The 23,710-nt window shown below is 67.8% G+C and carries 21 protein-coding genes; 12 read left to right on the top strand and 9 right to left on the bottom strand.

The annotated features are described in order from the left end of the window. Window positions 1–38: 38 nt before the first annotated feature. From IB273_RS07850 to IB273_RS07840, 3 genes are all read right to left on the bottom strand, one after another. Window positions 39–662, bottom strand: a complete 624-nt coding sequence (locus IB273_RS07850) for a glutathione S-transferase family protein (RefSeq protein WP_081518291.1) — start codon at window positions 660–662, stop codon at window positions 39–41. A gap of 244 nt (window positions 663–906) precedes the next feature. Further along, window positions 907–1,809, bottom strand: coding sequence for a LysR family transcriptional regulator (locus tag IB273_RS07845; protein WP_192223728.1), 903 nt, complete (start codon window positions 1,807–1,809; stop codon window positions 907–909). After that, window positions 1,806–2,717, bottom strand: a complete 912-nt coding sequence (locus tag IB273_RS07840; protein ID WP_192223727.1) for a LysR family transcriptional regulator — start codon at window positions 2,715–2,717, stop codon at window positions 1,806–1,808. The genes IB273_RS07845 and IB273_RS07840 overlap by 4 nt, the downstream gene beginning before the upstream one ends. Window positions 2,718–2,907: 190 nt before the next feature. Between IB273_RS07840 and IB273_RS07835 the strand changes: the two genes are divergently transcribed. The 5 genes from IB273_RS07835 (at window position 2,908) to IB273_RS07815 (ending at window position 8,853) form a co-directional block, all read left to right on the top strand. Then, window positions 2,908–3,792 (top strand): DMT family transporter, encoded by an 885-nt coding sequence (locus IB273_RS07835; protein ID WP_192223726.1) that lies wholly within the window; start codon window positions 2,908–2,910, stop codon window positions 3,790–3,792. A gap of 292 nt (window positions 3,793–4,084) precedes the next feature. Beyond that, complete coding sequence (locus tag IB273_RS07830) at window positions 4,085–4,834, top strand: creatininase family protein (protein ID WP_151187432.1); 750 nt, start codon at window positions 4,085–4,087, stop codon at window positions 4,832–4,834. Window positions 4,835–5,008: 174 nt separating this feature from the next. Then, window positions 5,009–5,398, top strand: coding sequence for a hypothetical protein (locus tag IB273_RS07825; protein ID WP_151187431.1), 390 nt, complete (start codon window positions 5,009–5,011; stop codon window positions 5,396–5,398). 23 nt (window positions 5,399–5,421) lie between these two features. After that, entirely contained in the window at window positions 5,422–5,838 is a 417-nt protein-coding gene (locus IB273_RS07820) for an organic hydroperoxide resistance protein (RefSeq protein WP_151187430.1), read from the top strand. Window positions 5,839–5,979: 141 nt separating this feature from the next. Then, window positions 5,980–8,853, top strand: a complete 2,874-nt coding sequence (locus tag IB273_RS07815) for an ATP-binding protein (protein ID WP_192223725.1) — start codon at window positions 5,980–5,982, stop codon at window positions 8,851–8,853. A gap of 6 nt (window positions 8,854–8,859) precedes the next feature. On the opposite strand, the gene IB273_RS07810 is transcribed toward IB273_RS07815, so the two are convergent. The 3 genes from IB273_RS07810 to IB273_RS07800 form a co-directional block, all read right to left on the bottom strand. Further along, window positions 8,860–9,504, bottom strand: a complete 645-nt coding sequence (locus IB273_RS07810; RefSeq protein WP_151187428.1) for a response regulator transcription factor — start codon at window positions 9,502–9,504, stop codon at window positions 8,860–8,862. A 74-nt stretch (window positions 9,505–9,578) separates the two neighbouring features. Then, window positions 9,579–9,950, bottom strand: coding sequence for a response regulator transcription factor (locus IB273_RS07805; protein WP_151187427.1), 372 nt, complete (start codon window positions 9,948–9,950; stop codon window positions 9,579–9,581). Then, complete coding sequence (locus IB273_RS07800) at window positions 9,950–12,748, bottom strand: PAS domain-containing protein (protein ID WP_192223724.1); 2,799 nt, start codon at window positions 12,746–12,748, stop codon at window positions 9,950–9,952. Before IB273_RS07800 ends, IB273_RS07805 begins: the two co-directional genes overlap by 1 nt. Window positions 12,749–12,969: 221 nt before the next feature. Here IB273_RS07800 and IB273_RS07795 point away from each other — a divergent pair, with 221 nt between their 5' ends. The 5 genes from IB273_RS07795 to IB273_RS07775 all read left to right on the top strand — a co-directional run bounded on the left by IB273_RS07795 (window position 12,970) and on the right by IB273_RS07775 (window position 17,650). Then, complete coding sequence (locus IB273_RS07795; RefSeq protein ID WP_225594933.1) at window positions 12,970–14,319, top strand: epoxide hydrolase family protein; 1,350 nt, start codon at window positions 12,970–12,972, stop codon at window positions 14,317–14,319. A 57-nt stretch (window positions 14,320–14,376) separates the two neighbouring features. Continuing rightward, window positions 14,377–15,384 carry an alpha/beta fold hydrolase gene (locus tag IB273_RS07790; RefSeq protein ID WP_081518699.1) on the top strand — a complete coding sequence of 336 codons (1,008 nt, stop codon included), beginning with the start codon at window positions 14,377–14,379 and terminating at the stop codon, window positions 15,382–15,384. Window positions 15,385–15,398: 14 nt separating this feature from the next. Then, window positions 15,399–15,899 carry a cytochrome P460 family protein gene (locus tag IB273_RS07785; RefSeq protein WP_192223723.1) on the top strand — a complete coding sequence of 167 codons (501 nt, stop codon included), beginning with the start codon at window positions 15,399–15,401 and terminating at the stop codon, window positions 15,897–15,899. Window positions 15,900–15,957: 58 nt separating this feature from the next. Next, window positions 15,958–16,794: an oxidoreductase gene (locus IB273_RS07780; RefSeq protein ID WP_192210764.1), complete on the top strand. Its 837-nt coding sequence runs from the start codon at window positions 15,958–15,960 to the stop codon at window positions 16,792–16,794. A gap of 82 nt (window positions 16,795–16,876) precedes the next feature. Further along, window positions 16,877–17,650: an alpha/beta fold hydrolase gene (locus tag IB273_RS07775; RefSeq protein WP_192223722.1), complete on the top strand. Its 774-nt coding sequence runs from the start codon at window positions 16,877–16,879 to the stop codon at window positions 17,648–17,650. Between the two features lie 218 nt (window positions 17,651–17,868). Here IB273_RS07775 and IB273_RS07770 read toward each other — a convergent pair whose 3' ends face one another. Together IB273_RS07770 and IB273_RS07765 are read right to left on the bottom strand one after the other, a co-directional pair. After that, a complete protein-coding gene (locus IB273_RS07770; RefSeq protein WP_081518277.1) occupies window positions 17,869–18,387 on the bottom strand; it encodes a ProQ/FinO family protein in 519 nt (172 codons plus the stop codon). A gap of 562 nt (window positions 18,388–18,949) precedes the next feature. Next, window positions 18,950–19,375 (bottom strand): hypothetical protein, encoded by a 426-nt coding sequence (locus IB273_RS07765; RefSeq protein ID WP_192223721.1) that lies wholly within the window; start codon window positions 19,373–19,375, stop codon window positions 18,950–18,952. A gap of 362 nt (window positions 19,376–19,737) precedes the next feature. On the opposite strand from IB273_RS07765, the gene IB273_RS07760 reads away from it, so the two are divergent. Next, a complete protein-coding gene (locus IB273_RS07760; protein ID WP_081518274.1) occupies window positions 19,738–20,664 on the top strand; it encodes a cation diffusion facilitator family transporter in 927 nt (308 codons plus the stop codon). A 45-nt stretch (window positions 20,665–20,709) separates the two neighbouring features. Here the strand turns inward: IB273_RS07760 and IB273_RS07755 are convergent, their stop codons facing one another. Beyond that, window positions 20,710–21,753, bottom strand: a complete 1,044-nt coding sequence (locus IB273_RS07755) for a helix-turn-helix transcriptional regulator (protein ID WP_192223720.1) — start codon at window positions 21,751–21,753, stop codon at window positions 20,710–20,712. Window positions 21,754–21,888: 135 nt separating this feature from the next. Here IB273_RS07755 and IB273_RS07750 point away from each other — a divergent pair, with 135 nt between their 5' ends. Then, window positions 21,889–23,709: a DUF1302 domain-containing protein gene (locus IB273_RS07750; protein WP_192223719.1), complete on the top strand. Its 1,821-nt coding sequence runs from the start codon at window positions 21,889–21,891 to the stop codon at window positions 23,707–23,709. Window position 23,710: the final 1 nt, after the last annotated feature.

The following is a 23,710-nucleotide window of genomic DNA, read 5'->3' as shown; positions in this document are numbered from 1 at the left end:
GAAGGGGCTGCCGGGTCACCCCGGCAGCGAAGGTTGCATCAGGCTTGCAGGCCGATGGCGGTGCGCTGCATCGGCACGAAGTGCGGCAGGGCCTCCACGCGGGCCAGCCAGGCGCGCAGGTTGGGGTAGTCCTGCAGGGAGACGTTGCCCTCCGGCGCATGGGAAATGTAGGAGTAGTTGGACACGTCGGCGATGGTCGCCTCGCTGCCGGCCAGGAAGGGCGTCTTCGCCAGTTCGCGTTCCATCACCTGGAACAGGGTGTGGGCGCGGGTGGCGACTTCCTCGGGGTTGAAGGCGGCGCCAAACACGGTGATCAGCCGCGCGGCGGCCGGGCCGTAGGCAACCTGCCCGGCGGCGACCGACAGCCAGCGCTGCACGCGGGCGGCGCCCAGCGGGTCTTCCGGCAGCCAGCGGCCGTTGCCGTATTTTTTCGCCAGGTAGACCAGGATGGCGTTGGAGTCGGAGACGATGACGCCTTCGTCATCGATCACCGGCACCTGGCCGAAAGGGTTCAGGGCGAGGAAATCCGGGTGCTTGTGGGCGCCCTTGGCGAGGTCCACCGAGATCAGTTCGGTGGGCAGCTGCAGCAGCGAGAGCATCAGCTCGACGCGGTGGGCGTGGCCGGACAGCGGGTGGCGGAAGAGTTTGATGGTGTGGGACATGACCGTGACTCCGTTGGCTTGAGTGGGTGGGCAGCGCGAATCGGTCCGGGGTGGGTTGCTCGAGCTGATGGGTGAATGCTGCGCCCGATGGCCGGCGCGCAGAATCACCACGGCGGGCAATCCAGCGTTTCAGAATTCGGAAGAATGGGCGGGGCAGGTGAATGCCGGTGGCGTTTGCATGCCGGGCTGGCGCCGGCCCTGCCTGCGACAGCCCGAGCGGCGGGGCCACAGGCGAGGGGCGAACCTACCCGCGCAACGCCGGATGCGCCCGCAGGCGCGGCACCACGAAATCGAGGAAGGTACGCACCCGCGCTGCCGCGCGGCGGCCTTCGCGGTAGATCAGCTGCACCGGCAACCCTGGCGCCGCGTAATCCTGCAACACCACCTGCAGGTCCCCGCTGCTCAGTTCGGCATGGGCCTCGTGGCTCATGCAGCGGGTCAGCCCGAGCCCCAGGCTGGCAGCGCGGATTGCCGCGTGGGTGGTGCTGCACGCCAGCTTCGGTGAGAGACGCACCGAACGCGGCGCGCCCTGATGACGGAAGCGCCATTCGCTGACAGCGCCCTGGCTCCCGGCGACGATGATGCGGTGCGCCTTGAGGTCTTCCGGCGCCCGCGGCACGCCATGGCGTGCAAGGTAGTCGGGCGATGCGCAGATCACCGGCCGCACCGTGCCCACCGGCAAGGCGAAGCCGGACGAGTCGGGCAAGGTGCCTATCACCAGCGCCACATCGATGCCGTCTTCCAGCAGACGCGGCAGGTCCTCGCGGTGACGGCTGACCAGGCGTACATCGGGAAAGGCCGCCAGGTAATCCAGCGCGATAGGCGCGAAGAGGCGGTCGGCCATCAGCAGCGGCAATGTCAGGTTCAACTGCCCGGCAGGGTGGGCCTGCAAGCCGTCGAGCGAGCCTTCCGCCTCATCGATACCCTGGAGAATCTGCCGGCAACTGGCGGCGAAGGCTTCGCCATTGGCGCTCAGCTCGACCCCACGCGGGCCGCGCAGCAGCAACTCGCATTGCAGGCGGGACTCCAAAGCGGCAACCAGGCGCATCACCGACGCGGTGGACAGCTCCAGCCGACGCGCGCCCGCGGCGAGGCTGCCGGAGCGCGCCACGGCGTCGAACGCCTGCATTTCCCGGTAGCGGCTCACGGCTGTGTGGCTTGCAGGGCCGGGTCGGCGCGCAGGCGTTCCGCGCAATGCGTGACGAAGCTGCGAACCTTCGCCGGCAGCCGCGTGCTGTCCTGATAAAGCAGGTGGATCGGCAATGGCGCCGTGGCGAACTCGTCGAGGACGATCTCCAGCTCGCCACGCGCCACGGCCTCGGCGGCCTGGTAGGAGAGGACGCGGGTAAAGCCGCCGCCCAGGCGCGCGGCGTGGATGGCGGCGTTGTTCGAGCTGACCACGAAACGCGACGGTGGGCGCAGGGTCAGCGGGCCGTCCGCGGTGACGAACTGCCAGTCGGTGAGCAGCACGCTGGTGGCGGCCATCACCACCGGCACGTCGAGCAGTTCGTTGGGGTGCTGCGGGCGGCCGTGGCGCTCGAGAAAGGCCGGGGAGGCACAGACCACCGGGCGGATTTCGCCGACTTTCAGCGCGGTCAGGCTGCCCTCGGGCAGTTGGCCGATGCGCACGGCGACGTCGATGCCCTCGTCAAGCATGTTCACCACGCGATCGACCAGCAGCGCGTTGACCGTCACCTCGGGATGGGCGTCCAGGTAGCCGGCGATCAGCGGGATCAGGTACAGCTCGCCGAACAGCACCGGCGCGGTCACCGCCAGGTTGCCGCGCGGTCGCAGGGCGCTGCCGGAGGCCAGCTCCTCGGCTTCTTCCAGTTCCTGGAGGATGCGCCGGCAGTCCTCGACATAGCGCTGGCCGGCCTCGGTCAGCCGCACGCTGCGGGTGCTGCGGGCCAGCAGCAGGGTACCCAGGCGCTGCTCCAGCGCGGCGATGGCGCGGGTCACGCTGGGCGGCGACAGGCCCAGCTGCTTGGCGCCAGCGGCAAAGCTGCCGGCTTCGGCCACGGCCAGCAGCACTGTCATTTCCTGAAACCTGTCCATGGATCACCGTTGTCGCCTTGAGCGGGTCGCCAGACTGTAGTGGGAAGCCGCGCCGGTTTGAAGTGCCGGCGGCTTGCGGGCGACATCGGCGTGCTTGCCAGCGCCCTGTGGCTTGACCGCGCCCCGGCCACTCCGGCACAAGCGCTGGAGGCGCCCGCCGCGAGGCCGCCACCGCCAAGAGCCTTCTCCCATGACCAGCAAGACCTCGGCCACCGCGCTGGCCGCTGCGAACAATCCGCGCCTGGGCATCGCCCTGTGCCTGCTGTCGATGCTCATCTTCGCCTGCCAGGACGGCATCACCAAGGTGCTGGTCCGCCACTTGCCGGTGGCCGAACTGGTGATGGTGCGCTACTGGGTGTTCGTGCTGTTCGCGCTCATCGTCTGTCGCTCCCAGGGCGGCGTGCGCGTGGCCAGCCGCAGCGCCAGTCCCTGGCAGCAGGTGGTCCGCGCGTTGCTGGGCGTAGGCGAGATCGCCATCTTCGGCCTGGCCCTGCGCTATCTCGGACTGGCCGAGACCCACGCGCTCTACGCGGTGTTCCCGCTGATGACGCTGGGCCTGGCGAGGGTGTTTCTGGGTGAGCGGATGGTCGGCCGGCAATGGCTGGCGGCGGCGGTGGGTTTTGGCGGTACGCTGCTGATCCTGCGCCCCGGCATGGGCGTGTTCGAGCCCGCGGCGCTGATCCCGCTGGCGGCGGCGCTGACCTTCGCCTTCTTCAACATCCTCTCGCGGCGTATCAGCCAGACCGACTCCTTCGCCACCACCACCCTGTACATGGCCGTGGTCGGCGCCGTGGCGGCCACCTCCGCCGGGCTTCCCGCGTGGGTCACGCCGACGCCCCACGAAGCGATGCTGATGTCGATCGTCGCCGTCTCCGGAGTGATCGCTCAGCTGCTGCTGATCCAGGCGCTGAAGTACGCGCAGGCCTCGACGCTGCAGCCGTTCAACTACTCGCTGCTGGCCTTCGCCACGCTGATCGGCCTCATCGTCTTCGGCGAGACGCCGACCCTCTGGACCATTACCGGCGCGCTGCTGATCCTGCTGGCGGGGTTGTATTCAATCCGGCCGAAAGGTTAGCCCCTGATGCCTCTGCGCCGGGCTGTCGCAGGTCTGGCCAGCTCCTACACCAGCCTCGTACTCCGTGCCCCCTTGTAGGAGCGGGCCATGCCCGCGAACGGCGGACAAGGTCCGCCGTCAACCGGCCGCACCGAACCCCCGATAGACACCATGGTGCAATGTCCGACATCTCGGCCTTCGTGGTGTCATTTCCGGCAGGGGAAACCCGGCCATAGCTCCGAGAACCCCGCAGTCCGAACGTGCGCCGCACGCTCATCCCACCCAGGCGAACCCATCGAATCGCGAGGTCTCCATGCTCCTACCCCTTTGCACCTGGTCCGAAATCGAGCAGTTCCTTGGCCGCAGCCGGACCATCGTCATCCCCATCGGCTCCAACGAGCAGCACGGCCCCATCGGCCTGCTGGGGACCGACTGGATGTGCCCGGAAATCATCGCCCACGAAGCGCAGAAGTCGGCGGACATCCTCATCGCGCCGACCTTCAACATCGGCATGGCGCAGCATCACCTGGGCTTCCCTGGCACCATCACGCTGCGCCCCTCGACCTTCATCGCCGCCATCTGCGACTGGGTGAATTCCCTGGCTGCCCACGGCTTCGAGAAAATCCTCTTCCTCAATGGCCACGGCGGTAACGTCGCCTCCATCGAGGCCGCCTTCTCCGAACTCTACGCCCAGGCCAGCTTCGCCCGCCGCCCGGCCGGCTTCGCCCTGAAGCTGTGCAACTGGTGGGACCTGGAAGGCGTCGGCGAGCTGGCCAACCGGCAGTTCCCCAAGGGCCATGGCATTCACGCCACGCCGTCGGAGATCGCCGTGACCCAGTGGGCCTATCCGCAGCACATCAAGTCGGCCGAGTACTCGCCGCCGATCGCCAACTGGGGCCCGATCCGCGAAGCGGCGGACTTCCGCGCGCGCCATCCGGACGGCCGCATGGGCTCCGATCCGGGCCTTGCCACGCCGGAGAAGGGGCGCGAGCTGGTGATGCTCGCCGCCCTCGGACTGGTGCAGGCGGTCGAGGCCTTCAGCGGGGAACCCTCGCCGTTCTGAGTGCCATCCGCCGCTGCGTTACCTCACGCAAACCCGAGCCGCGCTCGGGTTTCTGCTTTTTTGCGCCGCGCAAAGCCGGCCAGCTAACAAGAGCTAACAGCAGATAACTCGCCCGATTGCGCCGGCCTTGCCACTCTGGCAACCGGGTGTCATTGGCTAACCAGGGAGGCCTCCATGACTCAGCATGATGGCTGCATGAATCTGGCGGGGCGGCGCAGCAATGCCGAATTCGGCGCGTTGATCCTCGGCTCCGGCGAGCACGACGAGGTGGCATCGCGCCAGCTGTACATGGCCGTGCTGCCGCTGCTCATCGCCTTCTTCGAGGGCCAGGCGCAGGCCGGGCGCATCGGCCAGCAGGATATGGGCGACCTGCTGCGCGCCACCCTGCGGCAGGTTGGCCGACAGCGCGCCAGCTACGACCCGGCCGTGCCTTTTCGCGCCTGGCTGCTGGAGCTGGCTCGGCATGAACTGAGCGCCCACCGTTGCGCGCTGCCGGCCGCAGGGCCCGTCGTGTGTGAAGCGCAGAAACCGGCGCGGCGCAGGCGTACCGCCGCCGCCCACTGAGTCCAGGTTTTCAGGAAGACCCGATGCAGTCGATCGAGAAGGTTCTCTACACCGCCCGCGTGCATACCCGTGGCGGCCGTGATGGTGAAGCACGCAGTGATGATGGTCGGTTGCAGGTTCGGCTGACGCCACCGGGAGCACCGGGGGAGGGAAGCAACCCCGAGCAGTTGTTCGCCGCTGGCTGGTCGGCCTGCTTCATCGGCGCGCTGCGGCATGCCGCGAATGCGCGCAAGCAGGAGTTCCCGGCGGACACGACGGTGGATGCCGAGGTGGAGCTGGTGCACGGCGAGCAGGGTTTCTTCCTGCGGGCCCACCTGGCGGTCCACCTGCCGGGGCTGGACCCTGAACTGGCGCAGCGGCTGCTGGATGCCGCACAGCAGAGTTGCCCCTACTCGAAAGCGCTGCGGGGCAATGTCGCCGTCACCCTGAGCCTGTGCTGATGGGGCATCGCCACCGGCCATTGGGCGTGACAGCCCGCATAAAAGGTCACGCAAAGGCTTGATCGCGTGCTCGAAACTCCTATCCTGCTAGGACTTGCGGGCCAGTCTCGCGCCCACTCCCTCTGTCGGAAGAGACGCCCCGTGGAGTCCGCAGCGGACGATCTGTCCTCCTCAATCAAAACGCCGGTCGAATTCGGCCCATTCCGGGTCGTGCCCGGCAAGCGCCTGCTCACCCGTGATGCGCAGCCGATGGATATCGGCGGGCGAGCCTTCGATCTGCTGCTCGCCCTGCTGGAAAAGCCCGGTCGCGTGCTCTCCAAGCGTGAACTGCTCAAGCGCGTGTGGCCCGACATGGTGGTGGAAGAGGGCAGCCTGCGCTTCCACATGACCGGCCTGCGCCGCGCCCTGGGCGACGGCGAGGACGGCGCGCGCTACATCGCCACCCAGGTGGGTGTCGGCTATGCCTTCGTCGCACCGGTGAATCTTGGTAGCGAAGCGGTGTCGGCAGCGCCGCCGGTAATGAGCATGGGCGAAGGTGTCGGCAGCTTGCCGCCGCGGGTGAAGCTGATCGGCCGCGAGGCCGATGTGCAGATGATCCTGCAGCGCCTGCGCGAGCCCCGCCTGTTCACCATCGTCGGCACCGGCGGAGTCGGCAAGACCAGCCTGGCCAACGAGGTGGGCCACCGACTGGCCGCCGAACGCCGGCAGGCCGTGCGCTTCATCGACCTGGCGCAAATCGAGGATGAGCAGCTGGTGGCCTCGGCGCTGGCCGCCTCGGTGGGTGTGCCGGTGCAGTCCGAGGACCCGCTGGCGGTGCTGCTGGCGCACCTCCGGGGCCAGGACCTGCTGCTGATCGTCGACAACTGCGAGCACGTGGTGGACGTGGTGTCCGCGCTGGCCGAGCGTATTCGCGATGCCGCTCCCGGCGTCGGCCTGCTGGCCACCAGCCGCGAGCCGCTGCGCGCGCGGGACGAAGAGGCGCACTGGCTGGGCCCGCTGGATTTCCCCGAAGACCCGCAAGGCTTGCCGCCAGAAGCTTTGCTGGCGTTCCCTGCCGTGCGGCTGTTCGTCGAGCGCGCCGAGGCCGCCAACGCCTCGCTGCAACTGCAGGACGGCGACGCCGACCTGATTGCCGACATGTGCCGGCGCCTGGGTGGCATGGCCTTGCCCATCGAACTGGCGGCAGTCCGGGTGGCCATCCATGGAGTGAAGGCCACCCATTCGCTGCTGGGCGAACGCTTCTCCCTGGGCTGGTCCGGCCGGCGCACCGCGCAGCCGCGCCACCAGACGCTGCGCGCCATGCTGGACTGGAGCTACGGCCTGTTGTCCGGCAGCGAGAAACTGGTGTTCGACCGCCTTTCGGTCTTCGTCGGGCCGTTCTCCCAGGAGGCGGCCGCGCAGGTCGTTGCCGATGCACGGATCGATGCGCTGGAAGCGGCTGCCATCCTCGATGAGCTGACCGCCAAGGGACTCGTGGCGGTGGACCGCAGCGAGGCCGCCACGGCCTATCGATTGCTGGAAATGACCCGCGCCTTCGCCCGCGAAAAGGCTGCTGCCCATGGCCATGAGGAGGCGCACGCCCTGGCCTTCCGTCACGCCGCCTATTACCTGTGGTTGCTGGAGCAACTGGGTAGCGTGCCTGAGGTCATCTACGCAGGCTGTGCGCGTCTGGCCAGCCAGCTGGGCAACGTGCGCAGCGCGCTGGAGTGGAGCTTCGGCCCGCAGGGCGACCCTGGCCTGGCACTACCGCTGGCTGCGGCCAGCGCGCCGCTGTTCCTGCACTATTCACTGCAGGTGGAGTGCCGTACCTGGTGCGCTCGGGCCACCGAGTTGCTGGAGCTGGGCTACTTCGGCACGCCCACCGAAATGGAACTGCAGGCGGCCCTCGGGCTGGTGCTGATGTTCACCCGCGGCAACAGCGAGTCCGCCGGCAAGGCCCTGCTTCGCGCGCTGGAAATCGCCGAGGCGCTGGGCGACCACTGGGCCGAACTGCGGGTGCTCGGGCGCCTGCAGATCTTCTACGAACGCATCGGTGACTTCGCCTCTTCGCTGGCCTGGGCGGAGCGCGCGGTGCTGGTCGGCGATACCCTGGGCGAGCCGGAAGCGGTGGCCGTGGCTGCCTCGCTCGCCGGTATCTCCCATCACCTGTTGGGCGACCAGCAGCGGGCGCGCGAGGAGCTGGAAAAGTCCCTGCGCAACAGCCTGCCTTCCGAACGCAGCCGCACGTTGCACTATGGCTTCGACCACCACAACCGCACGGGCCTCGCCCTGGCGCGCACGCTCTGGCTGCTGGGTTGCGCCGACCAGTCGCGGCGCTGGGCGGACCAGGTGGAAGCCGAGGCGGCGGAGCTCAATCATCCGGCCACCCATTGCATCGCCCTGGTGTGGACGCTGTGCATCCATCTCTGGACCGGCGAGCTGGACAAGGCTGAGCGCAGCCTGGCGACCTTCAGCCGGATCGCCGAGGCCAACGCCTTCGCCCCCTATCAGGCCGCGACCCCGGGCCTGCGCGCGGCCATCGCCATTCGCCGCGAACAACCCGGCGACGCGGTGCGCCAACTGGAAGAAAGCCTCACGCGTCTGCACGGCATGCGCTACGAGTTGCTGACCACCTCCTTCGAGATCGCCCTGGCCGAAGGCCTGATCCTTGCCGGCGAACACCGCCGCGCGCTGGGCGTGGCGCGGCGCTGCATCGCGCACTGCCGTAGCAGCGGCGATGCCTATGCCTTGCCGGAGCTGATGCGTATCGAGGCGCAGATCATCGCTGCGCTGGGCGAGGAGGGGGATCAGGCGGTGGAGCGTGTTCTCCAGGAATCGCTGGCGATGGCTGGCGAACAGGGCGCGTTCGCCTGGGTCTTGCGTTCGAGCCTGGACCTGGCACGGCTGCGCGCGAAGCAAGGGGATGTGGCCCAAGCGCTGGCGCTGCTGGAAGCCTGCCAGCCCGAAGAAGGCCTGGACACGCTCGACGTCTGCCAGCTGGAAGCTTTGCGGCGGGCGCTGGGCGCTACCGCCTGAGCGATCTCAGCGGCTCTCGGCCGGCCCGATGGCGAGCAATGCCGCCATGTTCACCAGGTCCGGCAGCGTGCGCGCCTGCATCTTGCGCATGACCCGGCCACGGTGCGCCTTCACGGTGATCTCGCTGATGCCCAGGTCGGCGGCAACCTGCTTGTTCAGGCGGCCGGCCACCACCATCTCCAGCACTTCCCGCTCGCGGCTGGTGAGCAGGGCGTAAGCCTGGCGCAGGGCGTCGAGGCGGGACTGCTGGCCGAGCGCTGCGCGGCTGTGTTCCAGGGCGTCGGTGATGGCCTGCAGCAGCGTATCGCTGTCGAACGGCTTGGTGAGGAACTCCACCGCGCCGGCTTTCATCGCGCGCACGGTGAGCGGTACATCGCCGTAGCCGGTGATGAAGATGATCGGCATCGCCGGGCGCGCACCGGCCACGCTGCTTTGCAGGTCGAGGCCGTTGAGGTCCGGCAGGTTGACGTCCAGCACCAGGCAGCTGGGCGTTTGGCTTGGCGGCTCGTCGAGAAAGGCCGTGGCGGCGTCGAACAGCACCGGCTGCCAGCCAGCCGAGCGGATCAGCAATTCCAGTGACTCGCGCACCGAGATGTCGTCGTCGACCACGTAGACGATGGGTGTCGCCTCTGGCTTGGGCCGGGTTTCCATGCGCGGGGATGAGCCTGGGTGAGGTGGGGAGTGGTGCAACATGCCATGTCCTCCGAGTGGCGTCGACCGGGCTGTCAGCCGACCGGCAGGGCGGCGCTGAGCGCCTTGAGCAGTTCCGCTTCGCTGAACGGCTTGAGCAGGCAGGCCACCGCGCCCTGGGCAATCAGGCGCGGGCAGGTGGTCGCGTCGCTGTAGGCAGTGATGAAGATGATCGGTACGGGGATCGCGCGCGCGGCCAGCTCCTTCTGCAGCTGCGGCCCGCTCATGCCCGGCATCGACACGTCGAGGATCAGGCAGCGGGTGCGCAGCAGGGCGTCCGAGGCGAGGAAGTCCTCCGCGCAGGAGAACGCGTTCACCTCGAAGCCGAACTCGCGCAGCAGGTCCGGCAGGGATTCGCGCACCGATTCGTCGTCATCGACCACCGACACGAGCAGGGGCGTGGCCATCAGCGGATCTCCATCGGTTGGTCGTGGCTGGGCGATGCCGGGGGCAGCGCGAAGATGAAGGTGGAGCCCGGCCCGTCGTGGGTGGTGGCCCAGACCCGGCCGGCGTGGTGCTCGATGATCGAGCGGCTGACCCACAGGCCGATTCCCATGCCCGACTGCTTGGTGCTGAAGAAGGCGTCGAACAGCCGGCCGGCGTCCTCCGGCGCAAAGCCCGCGCCGTTGTCGCGGACCGCCAGGAAGATGCTCGCGTCCAGGTCATGGCCGGTGCTGATGCGCAGCTGGCGCGGGCGGTCGTGCACTTCGTCCAGCGCATCGATGGCGTTGAGGATGAGGTTGAGGATCACCTGCTGCAGCTGCACGCGGTCGCCGCTCACGGCGGGCAACCCTTCCTGCAGCGTGGGCAGCACCGTCACGCCGTGGCGCTGCAGCTCGTTGTGCAGCATGGCGATGACTTCCCGCGTGGCCTCGTTCAGGTCCACCTGTTCGCTGACCGTTTCGTGGCGGGCGAACAGGGCGCGCAGGCGCTTGATCACATCCGCCGCGCGGTTGCCGTCGCGGATGGTGCGCCGCGCGGTTTCCCGAGCACCTTCCAGGTTGGGAGTTTGCGCACCCAGCATGCGCAGGCAGGTGCTGGCATTGGTGATGATGCCCGACAGCGGCTGGTTGACCTCATGGGCGATGGACGCAGTCAGCGCGCCCAGGCTGGCGACGCGGGCGACATGGGCCAGTTCGGCGCGGGTCCGGTGCAGGGTCTCCTCGGCGAGGCGGCGCTGGGTGACGTCCTGCGCCGTGGCGATGTACAGCAGTGCGCCGTCGGCTTCGCGGGTGGCCTGCGCGACCAGGTGGACGTGGCGCACGGCGCCGCTGGGGAGCAGCAGCCGGTGTTCATGCTCGAAGTCGCAGCCGTCGCGGCGCTGGCGCCTGAGCATGGCTTCCACCGTGGCGCGGTCGTCCGGGTGGATGCGCGAGAAGATCAGATCGAAGCCCGGCGTCAGGCCCGGCTGCAGGTCGAGGAGCCGGTAGATTTCTTCCGACCAGGCGATCTCGTCGTTATCCACGCGCCAGGAGAAGGTGCCGGTGAGGCTGATACGCTGGGCCTTGGCCAGGAAGGCTTCGCTCTGGCGCAGGGCCGCTTCGCTGCGCGCGCGGTCGATGGCGATGCTGGCGAGGTGGGTGAACTGCGAAATGAGCGCGCACTGGTTTTCGGCCACCTTCTGGGGCTGGCCGAAATAGACCGAGAGGATGCCGCTCACTTCGCCGTGGTTGGACACCACTGGGATGGCCGCCAGCGCGCGCAGCCCGCAGGCCTGCGCGTGTTGCCGCCAGGCGGGCCAGCGTGTTTCGCCGTCCAGGTCGTCGATCTGCACGGTGGCGTTTCCGAGCACGGCTTGCGCTTGCGGGCTGCTGAGCGCGTCCACCGGCTGGCCGTCCGTGCCGCCATACATCGAAGTCGGCAGGTGCGGTGCGGCGCCGGCCTGCAGGCGCAGCGTCGCTTCGGGCAAGCGGCCATGGCGCGGCGCGACCAGGGTGATGGCGCAGCGGCTGCCCTCGAGGTTGGCTTCCACCAGTTGGCAAAGGGTTTCCAGCACCTGCGGCAGGGCGCAGCCGCCGGCCATCAGGCCGAGCAGGCGTTTTTCGCCGGCCAGCAGCAGCTCGGCGCGCTTGCGCACATGGATGTCGGTGTTGCCGCCGTACCATTTCAGCACGCGGCCAGCCGCGTCCAGCTGGGGCACCGCGCGGATGAGGAACCAGCGGTAGCTGCCGTCGAAGCGGCGCAGGCGCGCTTCGAACTCGCCGGCGCTGCCCGCTTCCAGCAGGCCCTGCCAGTAGACGCCCAGTGCCGGCGCGTCGTCGGGGTGCAGGGCGGTCATCCAGCCAACGCCGGCGGCGCTTTCCGGGGTCATGCCGGTGTAGTCGAACCAGCGCTGGTTGAGGAACTCCACGCTGCCGCCCGGATCGGTGCGCCAGACGAAGCCGGGCACGGCGTCGATCAGGGTGCGCAGGCGGTCCTCGGAAACGCTGACCTCTTCCAGTGCCTGGGCCAGCGACTTCTGCGCCTGGGCGATCAAGGCCTGGTCGCGCCGCTGTTCGTCGATGTCCACCTTCAGCACGAACCAGCGCTGAATACGCTCCTCGGCATCGCGGTGGGGCAGGCCGCGCACGTGGAACCAGCGGTAGATGCCGTCCGCGCCGCGCACCCGCTGCTGGAAGTTGTACGGATCGCCGCTGGCCACCGAGTGCTTCCAGGCGGCCAGCGCGCAGGGCAGGTCTTCGGGGTGGATGGTGTCGGAGCTGGTCCAGCGTCGCAGCTCATCGAAGCTGGCGCCGAGGTACTCGCGGTTGTGCCGGTTGACGCACTCCAGCTCGCCGGTGGGCGTCATCAGCGAGATCAGCGCGGGAATGCTGTCGATCAGGTCCTGTGTCTCGCGCGTCACGGTCAGGGGCGGCGCCGGCAGCAGGTCCTCGATGTCGATGCTCTGGCCGCACCAGCCGGTGGGCTCGCCGAGGTCATTGGTGAGCGGGCGGGCGCGCAGCAGGAAGCGGCGATAGACACCGTCGTGCCGGCGCAGGCGGGCCTGCAGGTCATGGGCGACGCCGGACTGGCGGATGGCGCTCCAGGCGTGCTGCAGCGCCGGCAGGTCGTCGGGATGCACCAGCGCCTGCCAGGCATGCTCGCCGAGGGCGTCGGGGGCGCGCCCGGCATAGAGGCGCCAGGCCTGGTTGACGCTTTCCAGGCGGCCTTCGACGCTGGCGGTCCACGCCATGTCGGGCAGCTTGTCGACGACTTCGTTGTGCATACCGGTCCTCTCCCGGCGCTAGCCGTGGGGCGAGCATGCGCCTTGCTGGCGGGGCTGCCAATGATACCTAGGTGTCGGCCGCGGCACCGCAAGTGCGTCACGCGCCGGGCCCGATACCAAGGTATCGACCGACACCATGGTGCAATCGCGGCACCTCCCGGGCTTTGTTGAGATCGCTGCAGGTCGCCGATCCGTCGGCCAGTGACTCAGGGAGATCGACCATGCCTGCCGCCTTGTTATCGCCTCACCTTCGCCGCCGCTTCAGCCGCACGCTCATGGCCTCCGCCGTGGGCCTGTTCCTGCTCGGTGACGGCCAGCATCACCTGCTCCAACAGACCTTTGCCGCGACCGCCAGCAGCGCCGCCACCGCCGATGACAGCGTGCGGCCGTTCCGCATCCAGGTGCCGCAGGAACAACTGGACGATCTGCGCCGGCGCATCGCCGCGACGCGCTGGCCGGACCGCGAGACGGTCAACGATGCCTCGCAGGGCATCCAGCTGGAGAAAGTCCGAGCGCTGGTGGACTACTGGGGCAAGGACTATGACTGGCGCCGCGCCGAAGCCCGGCTCAACGCGCTGCCGCAGTTCATCACCCGTATCGATGGCGTGGACATCCAGTTCATCCACGTGCGTTCGAAAGAGCCGCATGCCATGCCGCTGATTCTCACTCACGGCTGGCCCGGCTCGCCGCTGGAGTTCCTCAAGACCATCGGCCCGCTGACCGACCCGGTGGCTTATGGCGGGCGCGCGGAAGACGCCTTCGACGTGGTGATCCCGGCGATCCCCGGCCATGGCTTTTCCGGCAGGCCGACCGCCACCGGCTGGGGCCCGGACCGGGTGGCCCGCGCCTGGGACGTGCTGATGAAGCGCCTGGGCTACAGCCACTATGTGTCCCAGGGTGGCGACCATGGCTCGGTGATCTCCGATGCCCTCGGCCGCCTGGCCCCGCCCGGCCTGCTGGGCATCCACCTGAACATGCCGGCGACGGTGCCGCCGGAACTGGTCGGGCCGATCAACAGCGGCGCTCCGGCTCCAGCCGGGCTGGGCGCCGACGAGCGCCGCGCCTTCGACGCGCTGAGTACCTTCTTCGGCCGCAATGCCGCCTACGGCGCGATGATGGTGACCCGCCCGCAGACCATCGGCTATTCCCTGGCCGATTCGCCCGCCGGCATGGCCGCGTGGATGTACGAGAAATTCGCCGCCTGGACCGACAGCGGTGGCGAGCCCGAGCGCGTGCTGAGCCGCGACGAGATGCTCGACGACATCTCGCTCTACTGGTTGACCAACACCGGCGCTTCCTCCTCGCGCTTCTACTGGGAGAACAACAACAACAACTTCAGCGCCGCCGCGCAGAAGACCTCGCAGATCAAGGTGCCGGTGGCCATCACCGTATTCCCCGGCGAGATCTACCGGGCGCCGAAAAGCTGGGCGCAGCGCGCCTATCCCTCGCTGGATTACTTCCACGCGGTGGACAAGGGCGGCCACTTCGCCGCCTGGGAGCAACCTCAGCTGTTCAGCGAGGAACTGCGCGAAGCGTTCCGCCCGCTGCGAGCTGGCCTCACCAGCCACTGAACCCGCCGAATGCCGGCAACCATCGGGCAGGCCGAACGCCTGCCCTGGAGAACCCTGATGACCCTGTTCAAGCATCCGCACCTCGGCGCCTCGGCGCTGGCCATCGCCCTGGCGCAATTCACCTCCTGCTCGGTGGCGCAGGCCGCTACCGCGCCATCGACCGACCCGGCGTTCGGCACGCTCAAGCACGTCGACGCCGGCCTGCTCAACGTCGCCTACGCCGAAGCCGGCCCGGCCGATGGACCGGTGGTGATCCTGCTGCACGGCTGGCCGTACGACATCCACAGCTACACCGAGGTGGCGCCGCAACTGGCCGCCAAGGGCTATCACGTGCTGGTTCCCTATGCCCGCGGCTACGGCGAAACGCGCTTCCTCTCCGCCTCGACCCGGCGCAATGGCGAGCCGGCCGCGCTGGCGGTGGACGTCATCGACTTCATGGATGCACTGAAGATCAAGAGCGCCGTACTGGCCGGTTACGACTGGGGCGCGCGCTCGGCGGACATCGTCGCGGCGCTCTGGCCGGAGCGGGTGAAGGCGCTGGTGTCGGTCAGCGGTTACCTGATCGGCAGCCAGGAGGCGGGCAAGGCGCCGCTGCCGCCAGCCGCCGAGCTGCAGTGGTGGTACCAGTTCTACTTCTCCACCGAGCGCGGCAAGGCCGGCTACGACAAGTACCGCCACGAGTTCGCCAGGCTGATCTGGCAACTGGCTTCGCCGCAGTGGAAGTTCGACGACGCCACCTTCGAACGCAGCGCCCAGGCCCTGGACAACCCCGACCACGGCGCGATCTCCATCCACAACTATCGCTGGCGCCTGAACCTTGCCGAAGGTGAACCGCGCTACGCGGAGCTGGAGAAGAAACTCGCAGCCTTCCCGAGCATCAAGGTGCCGACCATCACCCTCGAAGGCGACGCCAATGGCGCGCCGCACCCGCCGGCCGAGGCCTACGCCAAACGCTTCAGCGGCAAGTACGAGTACCGCCTGATCACCGGCGGCATCGGCCACAACCTGCCGCAGGAGGCGCCGGACGCCTTCGTCAAGGCGGTGGTCGACGCCGATCATCTGTGAGCCGGAGAGCCGCCATGAACATCACTGGAAACACGCTGCGCCGTATCGCCCTGACCGGCTTCGTCCTGCTGGTGGCGACAGGCGCCAGGGCCGACGGCGACGCCTCGCCGATCTACGGCGTGCGCATGCCCGAGGGCTACCGCAATTGGCAGCTGGTGGCGCCCGCCCTGGAGGCGGGGCCGCTGAACGAACTGCGCGCCGTGCTGGGTAACGACATCGCCATGAAGGCCTACCGCGCCGGCACCTTGCCGTTCCCTGACGGCAGCGTGCTGGCCAAGCTCGCCTGGAAGCACGTGCAGTCGCCGGAGTTCGAGCCGGCGTCGATCCCCGGCGCGGCCACCACCGTGCAGTTCATGGTCAAGGACTCGAAGAAGTACGCGGCTACCGGCGGCTGGGGCTTCGCCCGCTTCATCGACGGCAAGCCCGCCGATGAAGCGCAGCACCAGACCTGCCTGGCCTGCCACCAGGCGCGGGTGAAGGACCACGACCTGGTCTTCACCCGCTACGCACCCTGATAGCTGCTCCTGAGCACTGCACCTTGAGCGCTATACCTTGAGAGAAGTGGAGGTTCCCATGAACCAACGATGGCTGATCACCGGTTGCTCCCGCGGCCTGGGCCGCGCGTTGGCCGAGGCCGTGCTGCAGGCCGGGCACCGCCTGCTGGCCACCGCCCGCGATCCGGATGTCCTGGCGGACCTCGCCCGGATCTACCCGCAGACGCTGCGCCTGGCGCCGCTGGACGTCACCGACCCGGCCGCCGCACAGGACGCCGTGGGGCAGATGGTCGAGGAATTCGGCGGGCTCGACGTGCTGGTCAACAACGCCGGCTTCGGCAACGTCAACTCGGTGGAAGACACCTCGCTGGAGGAGTTCCGCCGGGAGATCGAGACCAACCTGTTCGGCACCATCATCGTCACCAAGGCGGCCATCCCGGTTCTGCGCCGGCAGCGCAGCGGCCACATCATCCAGCTGTCGTCGGTGGGCGGGCGCATCGGCGCGCCAGGGCGTGCGCCCTATTCGGCGGCGAAGTGGGGCGTGGAGGGCTTCTCCGAAGTGCTGGCGCGCGAGATGGCGCTGGTCGGCGTGCGGGTGACGATCATCGAGCCCGGCGGCCTGCGCACCGACTTCGCCGGTGCTTCGACGACGCTCTCGGAAGGGCGCCTCGAGTACGACGCCGTGGTCGGTGCGGTGGCGCGCCGGCAGCGCGCCTACGACGGTCAGCAACCGGGTGATCCGCAACGCGCCGCGCAGGCGATCCTCGCGGTGGCCTGGATGGATCGTCCGCCGTTGCGCCTGGCCCTGGGCAGCGATGCGCTGCAGGCCATCGAGAACGCCGACAAGGCACGCCTGGCTGAGCTGCGCCTGTGGCGCGAGCTTAGCCAGTCCAGCGATTTTCCCCGCTCGGCATGAGCGTTCCCCGCACGGTCCGAGATTCCCCCGAGCCGCCGTGCGGGGCTTTTTATTCCTCACATCCTCAGCAAGGAGATCCACCATGAAGACGACCCTCACCGCCCTGGCGCTCGCCAGCGGCCTGCCGGCCGGCAGCGCCTTTGCGGCCACGGTGAAACCGACCGTGGTGCTGGTACACGGCGCCTTTGCCGACGCGTCCAGCTGGAACGGCGTGACCCGCATCCTGGAAAAGGACGGCTACAGCGTGATCGCCGCCGCCAATCCGCTGCGCGGCGTGGCCAGCGACGGCGCCTACATCGGCAACATCGTCGGCAGCGTCAAGGGGCCGGTGGTGCTGGTGGGGCATTCCTACGGCGGCAACGTGATCAGCGCGGCGGCCAGTGACCGGGCCAACGTCAAGGCGCTGGTCTACGTCGCCGCGTTCGCCCCGCAGAAAGGGGAGAGCGCTGCCGAACTGGCCGGCAAGTTCCCCGGCAGCACCCTCGGCCCGACCCTGGCCGCCCCGGTGGCGCTGGCCGATGGCGGCAAGGACCTGTACATCCAGCAGGACAAGTTTCACGACCAGTTCGCCGCCGATGTTCCTGCCGGCGAAGCCGCGCTGATGGCGGCAGCGCAGCGGCCGGTCACCGAGGCGGCGTTGAACGAGAAGGCCGGTGCGGCTGCCTGGACGGCCATTCCGTCGTGGTTCGTCTATGGCGATGCGGACCGCAATATTCCGCCGCAGGCGATGGCCTTCATGGCTCAGCGCGCCCAGGCGAAGGACGTCGAGGTGGTCAGCGGGGCTTCCCATGTGGTGATGGTCTCGCACCCCGAGGCGGTGGCGCGCTCCATCGAGAAGGCGGCTACCGGCTACTGATCGCCGGGAGCAGGTTGTTGCGTGACGGCTGGCGCTTCACTGCGCTGGTACCATCGGAGACAGCGGGGCAAATGGCTTCTGCCAGGTGTGGGTGCAACCCGTGAACGCAACACGCCGAACCCTGTGTGAGCAGAGGCAGCTTCCGACCTGAAGCGGACTGCCGTATCGGCCAATCCCCATCCGGGTGATGGCCGATACGATTCGGTGCGCGAGCGAGTTCAGTCGGGGGTCTGAGCTGCGTTGGTCTCAGCAGCGGAATCGGCAGCGACCGGAGTGCGGTTCTTCAACTTCTCGCGATTCCGACGTTCCTGGCTGCGATGACGGGCAGCCTGCTGCTTCGCATGCAGGGCCTGGGCGGCGGTCACGGTGCCGACGGGCTGGCCGTTCAAGTCCAGACGCGGCGCGTTCTCCACCATGCTGGCCCAGTATCGGGTTCCCTTGCACCAGGCCGCGACGCCCAGTTTGAGCTGCTCGCTGGTAATCCCCAGTTGCGCCAGGTGTTGCTCGGCATCCTTGAGAATCCCCTCCTTGAGCGGAACCTTGGGCGCCGGATTCACCGGGAAAGCCAACGGGAAATGCCGCTGCAAGCGCCAGATCGCTTCCAGCGCAGGATCCTGCTCGCGAGGTTTCTCCTGCGGTGTGGTCTTCGGCTTGCGGCGCTTCTCGTTAGCGGCCTTGGCCTGCTCTTTTTCAGCCCGCAGGCGGTCACGTAGCCCAGCTAGTTGTTCAAAACCCATCGTTCAATTCACAGCTTCGAGGTTGATTGCGTGGTGCAAGGTTATTCCATACAGCTCTCGGGATCACCTGTATCAGCACAATTCGTCGCTGTTTTCGTCGGTTAAGGGTGACTTCGCAGCCGACAGAGGCTCGGCGCAAAGCCTTCCGGAGGGCCGAGTGGCTGATCCTCAAACCGTCGCCGGGTGCAGATGAATCTCTACATGGCCTTGCTGGGCGCGGGGCTGGGCATGGTGATGCAGGTGCTGATCCTGGCAGTGCAGAACAGTGTCGAGTTCCGTCGCATGGGCGTGGCCACCTCGGGCGCCAGCTTGTTCCGCTCCATCGGCGTCTCAGTGTTCGGCGCGCTGTTTACACACGAACTGATGAACCGGTTCGCCAGCAGCTCCCGGCCAACCTGTCGCCGGCCGATGTGCACGCCTCGCCGTGGGCCCTGCAGCGGGCTACCTGAAGGCGTTCTCAGGGGCGATGGGTGGTGTGCCTGGTCAGCGGCGTAGTTTTCGCGCTGTCGTGGCTGCTGCAAGAGGTGCCGCTACGCAAGGCCTGACCAGACCGCGCTGCTGGTTACTGGTCAGAGAGATGGCGTAGGGAGGCGCTCCGCCGCCGCAGGTAGAAGGCGGCCAGTGCGTAGGAGCCTGCGGCGGGCACCCCAAAGGTCAGCACGGTGCGCCAGACAGAGTTCAGCGCTGCGAGGAAGCTCACCGCCTGGCTCTCCATGGTGTAGGGGACTAGGCCGAGACTGGCGCATGCGACGAATCCGGCGGCGGCGCTGACCATGTACAGCAGAAGGATCAGCAACTGCCCGCCCGAGCCCTTTGCCGTGTGGTTCACCAGCAGGAGGGCATAGGCGAGGGATATCAGGATCAGGCTCAGTAGGGCTGCCATCATCGGCAGGTGCCTGGGGTGGTCCCCGAGGAGCAGGTTGATTGCGCCCATCAGCGCGCTGATGACCGTCACTGCAAGCATGACCACGAGATTTACGGTACGCATGACACTTCCGTGTGCGGTGAAAGATGCTTTAGACGAGCGAGGCGCCGTTCGTGGCGGGTATTGCTGCGGTTCCTGGAGCAACCCTCGCCGGCGCTTGCCGATGAATCAGGACGGCGGCCGATTGCGCGCAGCTTATGCAGTCATTGGCCGCCGGGGCATTGGCCGAGCCGCCGGGGACTCCGCACGCCACGGCCCAGTCCGGCCGCCGGCGTCCTTGCGAAAGTGCATAGCGACTTTGCCCAGGCGCCAATAGCCTTGGTGCGGGCGCTGGCATATAGTCGCGCCCCCCAGCGAAGCCGCCAGCTCCCATCGGGCCTGCATCCGGCTACGCAACCACTCAAGGCGCGAGGAGCACGCCAGTCATGAAAACAGAACAGGGCATCCTGCGGCTTTCCATCATCGTTACCGTCCTGCTGGCCGGTTTCGGGATCATCGTCGGCCTGCTTTCGGGATCCTTCTCCATCGTCTTCGACGGCGTGTACTCCCTGGCCGATGCCAGCATGAGCGGCCTGGCGCTGATGGTGGCAACCCTGATCCGCCGCCATACCACCGAGGGCGACGCCAGCCGGCGTCTGGCCGAGCGGTTCAACATGGGATTCTGGCACCTGGAACCCATGGTGCTGGCGCTCAACGGCACGCTGCTGTCAGGCGTCACGCTGTACGCGCTGATCAACGCCATCGGCCGGTTGCTGACGGGCGGCCATGCGCTGGAGTTCGGTTTCGCCATCCTCTACGCGGCAGTTGCCACGCTGGTCTGTTTCGCCCTGGCGGCGGTGCAGTTCCGCGCCAACAAACGCATCGGCTCGGACTTCGTCGCCCTCGACGCGAAGTCCTGGGTGATGTCCGGCAGCATTTCCCTGGCCTTGCTGATCGCCTTCCTGGTCGGTGATGTGGCCACCGTGAGCGGCTACGCGCACATCGGCCCTTATGTCGACCCGGCGGTGCTGGCGCTGATCTGCCTGGTGATTCTGCCGATTCCCTTCCTGACCATCCGCCAGGCCTTCAAGGACATCCTCCTGGTCACCCCGCCGGAGCTCAAGGAGCACGTCGACGAGGTGGCCGCGGCTGTCGTCTCGCAGCATGGCTTCCTGGCGTACCAGGCCTACGTCGCCAAGGTCGGGCGAGCGCAGCAGATCGAGCTGTATTTCATCGTTCCGCCGGACTGGCCGGCGCAGACGCTCGCCGAATGGGACAGGCTGCGCGACGAGATCGGCGAGGCCATCGGCGGCGAAGGCCCCAATCGCTGGCTGACCATCGCCTTCACCACTGACCCGCTCTGGACTCGCTGAGGGGTATTGGGGCCGGGGATTGCCGCCGCTCGCGCGGCGATCGCCTCATTGCCTCTGCATCCGGTACGCGCCGGGCGTGGCGCCATACCAGCGGCGGAAGGCGCGGATGAAGCTGGACTGTTCATCGAAGCCGAGCCGGTCGGCGATCTCGGCGATGGTGCTGGCGGTGGCTTGCAGCAGGTCCACCGCCAGCAGGCGTCGGTGCTCCTCGACAATGCGGCCGTAGGACCAGCCATCGCGCTGCAATGCGCGGTGCAGAGTGCGCGGCGTCATGTGCAGACGAGTCGCTATTTCATCCAGCCCCGGATTGTCCGCCAGCCTGTGCAGGACCTCGGCGCACACGCGCTCAAGCTCCGAGCCGGTTTCGGTCTGCGCGGCGTACTCGCGCAATGACAGCTTCAGCGCTTCATGGATGGCCGGGCTGCCCCCATCGCGTGGTTCCTGCAGGGCGGCGAGGTCAAGGAGCATTTCGTCCCGGCAGGAGGAGAACACCACCGGTGCCCGGATGACCTGCAACCAGGGCCGCGGATCGGACGGCTCCGGGCGCCGCAGGCGTACTTCGCGCAATGCCGGCAATGCACCGGGCGCGCTGCGCAGGTGGCGCAGTTGGCGAACCATCCAGTAGTCCACTTCAGGAAGGGCCAGCTGATAATCGTTGACGGGCCGAAGAGTCAGTCGCAGGCAGTCGCCATGCTGTTCGAGCCGCTGCTCGAAATGTGCGGCGACCAGTGGCCAGAAGTGCAGCATCTGCTGCAACGCCGAATAGCGATCCGGCATCAGCTGCATCAGATAGGCCAGACCCTGCATCTGCACCGGGTCCAGTTGCCGGGCCAGCTCCAGGCCGATGGCCGGGTCCGCGCTCTGCTCCAGTGCCACTTCCCAGAAGCGCCGCGCGAGAAACAGTGGCAGGCGCAGATTGCCCGCGCGCAAGGCCGCAGGATCGACACCCCACGCCGGGAAGAAATGCGCCAGGTCCACGCCCTGGTCCTCCAGCCCCTGTACCCACGACAGGATGATGGAGCCGCATAAGGCCCCCCTATGTCGGTGCTCGGGAAAACTATTTGTCCCTTCCTGACTATCTGCCGACACCGCGCTGCTCCCATCTTGCCCACGGGCTGCGGTCACTCCGCACCCGGGACTGGAATTTAGTGGGCGCCTCTGTCGCCGGCAACTCCCCCGAGTCCCTCGACCTGCCAACTACAACAACTACAGGTACGTCTCAGCATGAATCACCTTCTGCATGCCCGGGGAATCGCACGCCCCAGCCTGCTGGCGCTGTGCATCGGCGCCGCCATCAGCCCAGGCGCCCACGGCGTCACCTGGCAGCTCAACGACGACTGGAGCGCCACCTCCAATACCACGCTCAGCCTCGGCACCAGCTGGGCTCTGGACGCTCCCGACAAGCACCTGCTGACCGCGGCCGATGCGCGCAGCATCGGCCGCGAGGGCAGCGGCATCAACTACAACGGCGACGACGGCAAGCTCAACTACCGCCGCAACGAGACAATCTCCACGCTGTTCAAGGGCCTGACCGACCTGGATGTGCAGGACGGCAACCAGGGCGTGTTCCTGCGCTTCAAGTACTGGTACGACCAGGCGATGGAGGAGGGCAATGGCGACTTCCAGCGTTTCGACGATTCCGGCTGGCAGGACCTGGCCAGATTCAAGGGCTTCGAGAACCTCGACGCCTACGTCTGGAAGGACTTCCAGGTTGCCGATCGCAAGCTGGGTGTGAAGGTCGGCAAGCAGGTACTCAGCTGGGGCGAGGCGCTGTTCCTGCAGAACGGCATCAACGCCATCAACCCGCTGGATGCATCGGCTTTCAACCGCCCCGGCGTCGAGCTCAAGGAAGGCCAGCTGCCGGTGGAGATGGTCAGCTTCAACTACGACCTCGCGGACTCGCTCAGCCTCGAGGGCTTCTGGCAGTACAACTTCCGCCCGACGGTGCTGGATGGCTGCGGCACCTTCTTCAGCAGCAATGACAACATCGCCGAAGGTTGCCAGGTCGATTACATGGTTTCCGGCGGCACCGGCACCACCGGCCAGGCGCTGGCCCAGGGGCGTTACCTGCAGCGCACCAGCACCGACTACCCCAGCGATACCGGCCAGTACGGCCTGGCCATGCACTACGTGATCGAAGCGCTCAACGACGCGGACCTGGGTGTCTACTACGCCAACTACCACAGCCGTACGCCGCTGATTAACGGGGTGATCGCCCGCAAAGGGCCGGTATCGGCCGTACGCACCAACCTCAATACCGGTGACTACTTCACCGTCTACCCCGAAGACATCCATATGTTCGGCTTGAGCATGAGCGGCGTAGCGGGCACCACCGCGCTGTTCGGCGAACTCAGCTACCGGCCGAACATGCCGCTGGGCTACAACCCCGCGGACCTGGTGGCACTGCTCTCCGGGCAGGCCAATACGCCGATCCTGCCGATGACCGCCGCCGAGCTCGGCGCCGCCAGGGGCGATGAAGTGCAGGGCTACGTGCGCTTGCCAGTCTGGCAGTTCAGCCTTGGCGCCACCGACACGGTGAACAACGTCCTGGGCGCTACTCGCCTGGCCTGGGCAGGAGAGGCGGGGGCCAACCTGCTCCAGGGCATCGGTGATGATCGACTGGGCCGAGCCGGCTCGTTCGGCCGCACGCCGCCCACCAATGGCGTGCAGTGCAGTGCTGCCTCCGCAGCCGGTATTCCCGGTGGTGTGACGGCCGCGCAGCTGGCCGACTACAACGCCGACAACTGCAACACCGACGGGCTGATGAGCCACTTCTCCTGGGGCTATCGCCTGCGCCTGGCGCTGAACTACGAGGACCTGCTGCCGGCGACGGTGGTTACACCCTCGATCAACTGGCGCCACGACGTGCAGGGCTACGGCCCGAACTTCCAGGAAGGCCAGCAGGCGGCAGGACTTGCCCTGACCTTCGACTATCGCAACAACTACTCGCTGGAGCTGGCCTACAACAGCTTCTTCGGCTCCAACGAGTTCTCCACTGTCGATGACCGTGACTTCGCCTCTGTCACCCTGAAAGCGAGCTTCTAGC

The organism is Pseudomonas sp. PDM19 (genome assembly GCF_014852215.1).
GTDB lineage: Bacteria > Pseudomonadota > Gammaproteobacteria > Pseudomonadales > Pseudomonadaceae > Pseudomonas.
Note: the sequence above shows the minus strand (reverse complement) of the source record. Positions and strands in the feature narration are given on the sequence as shown.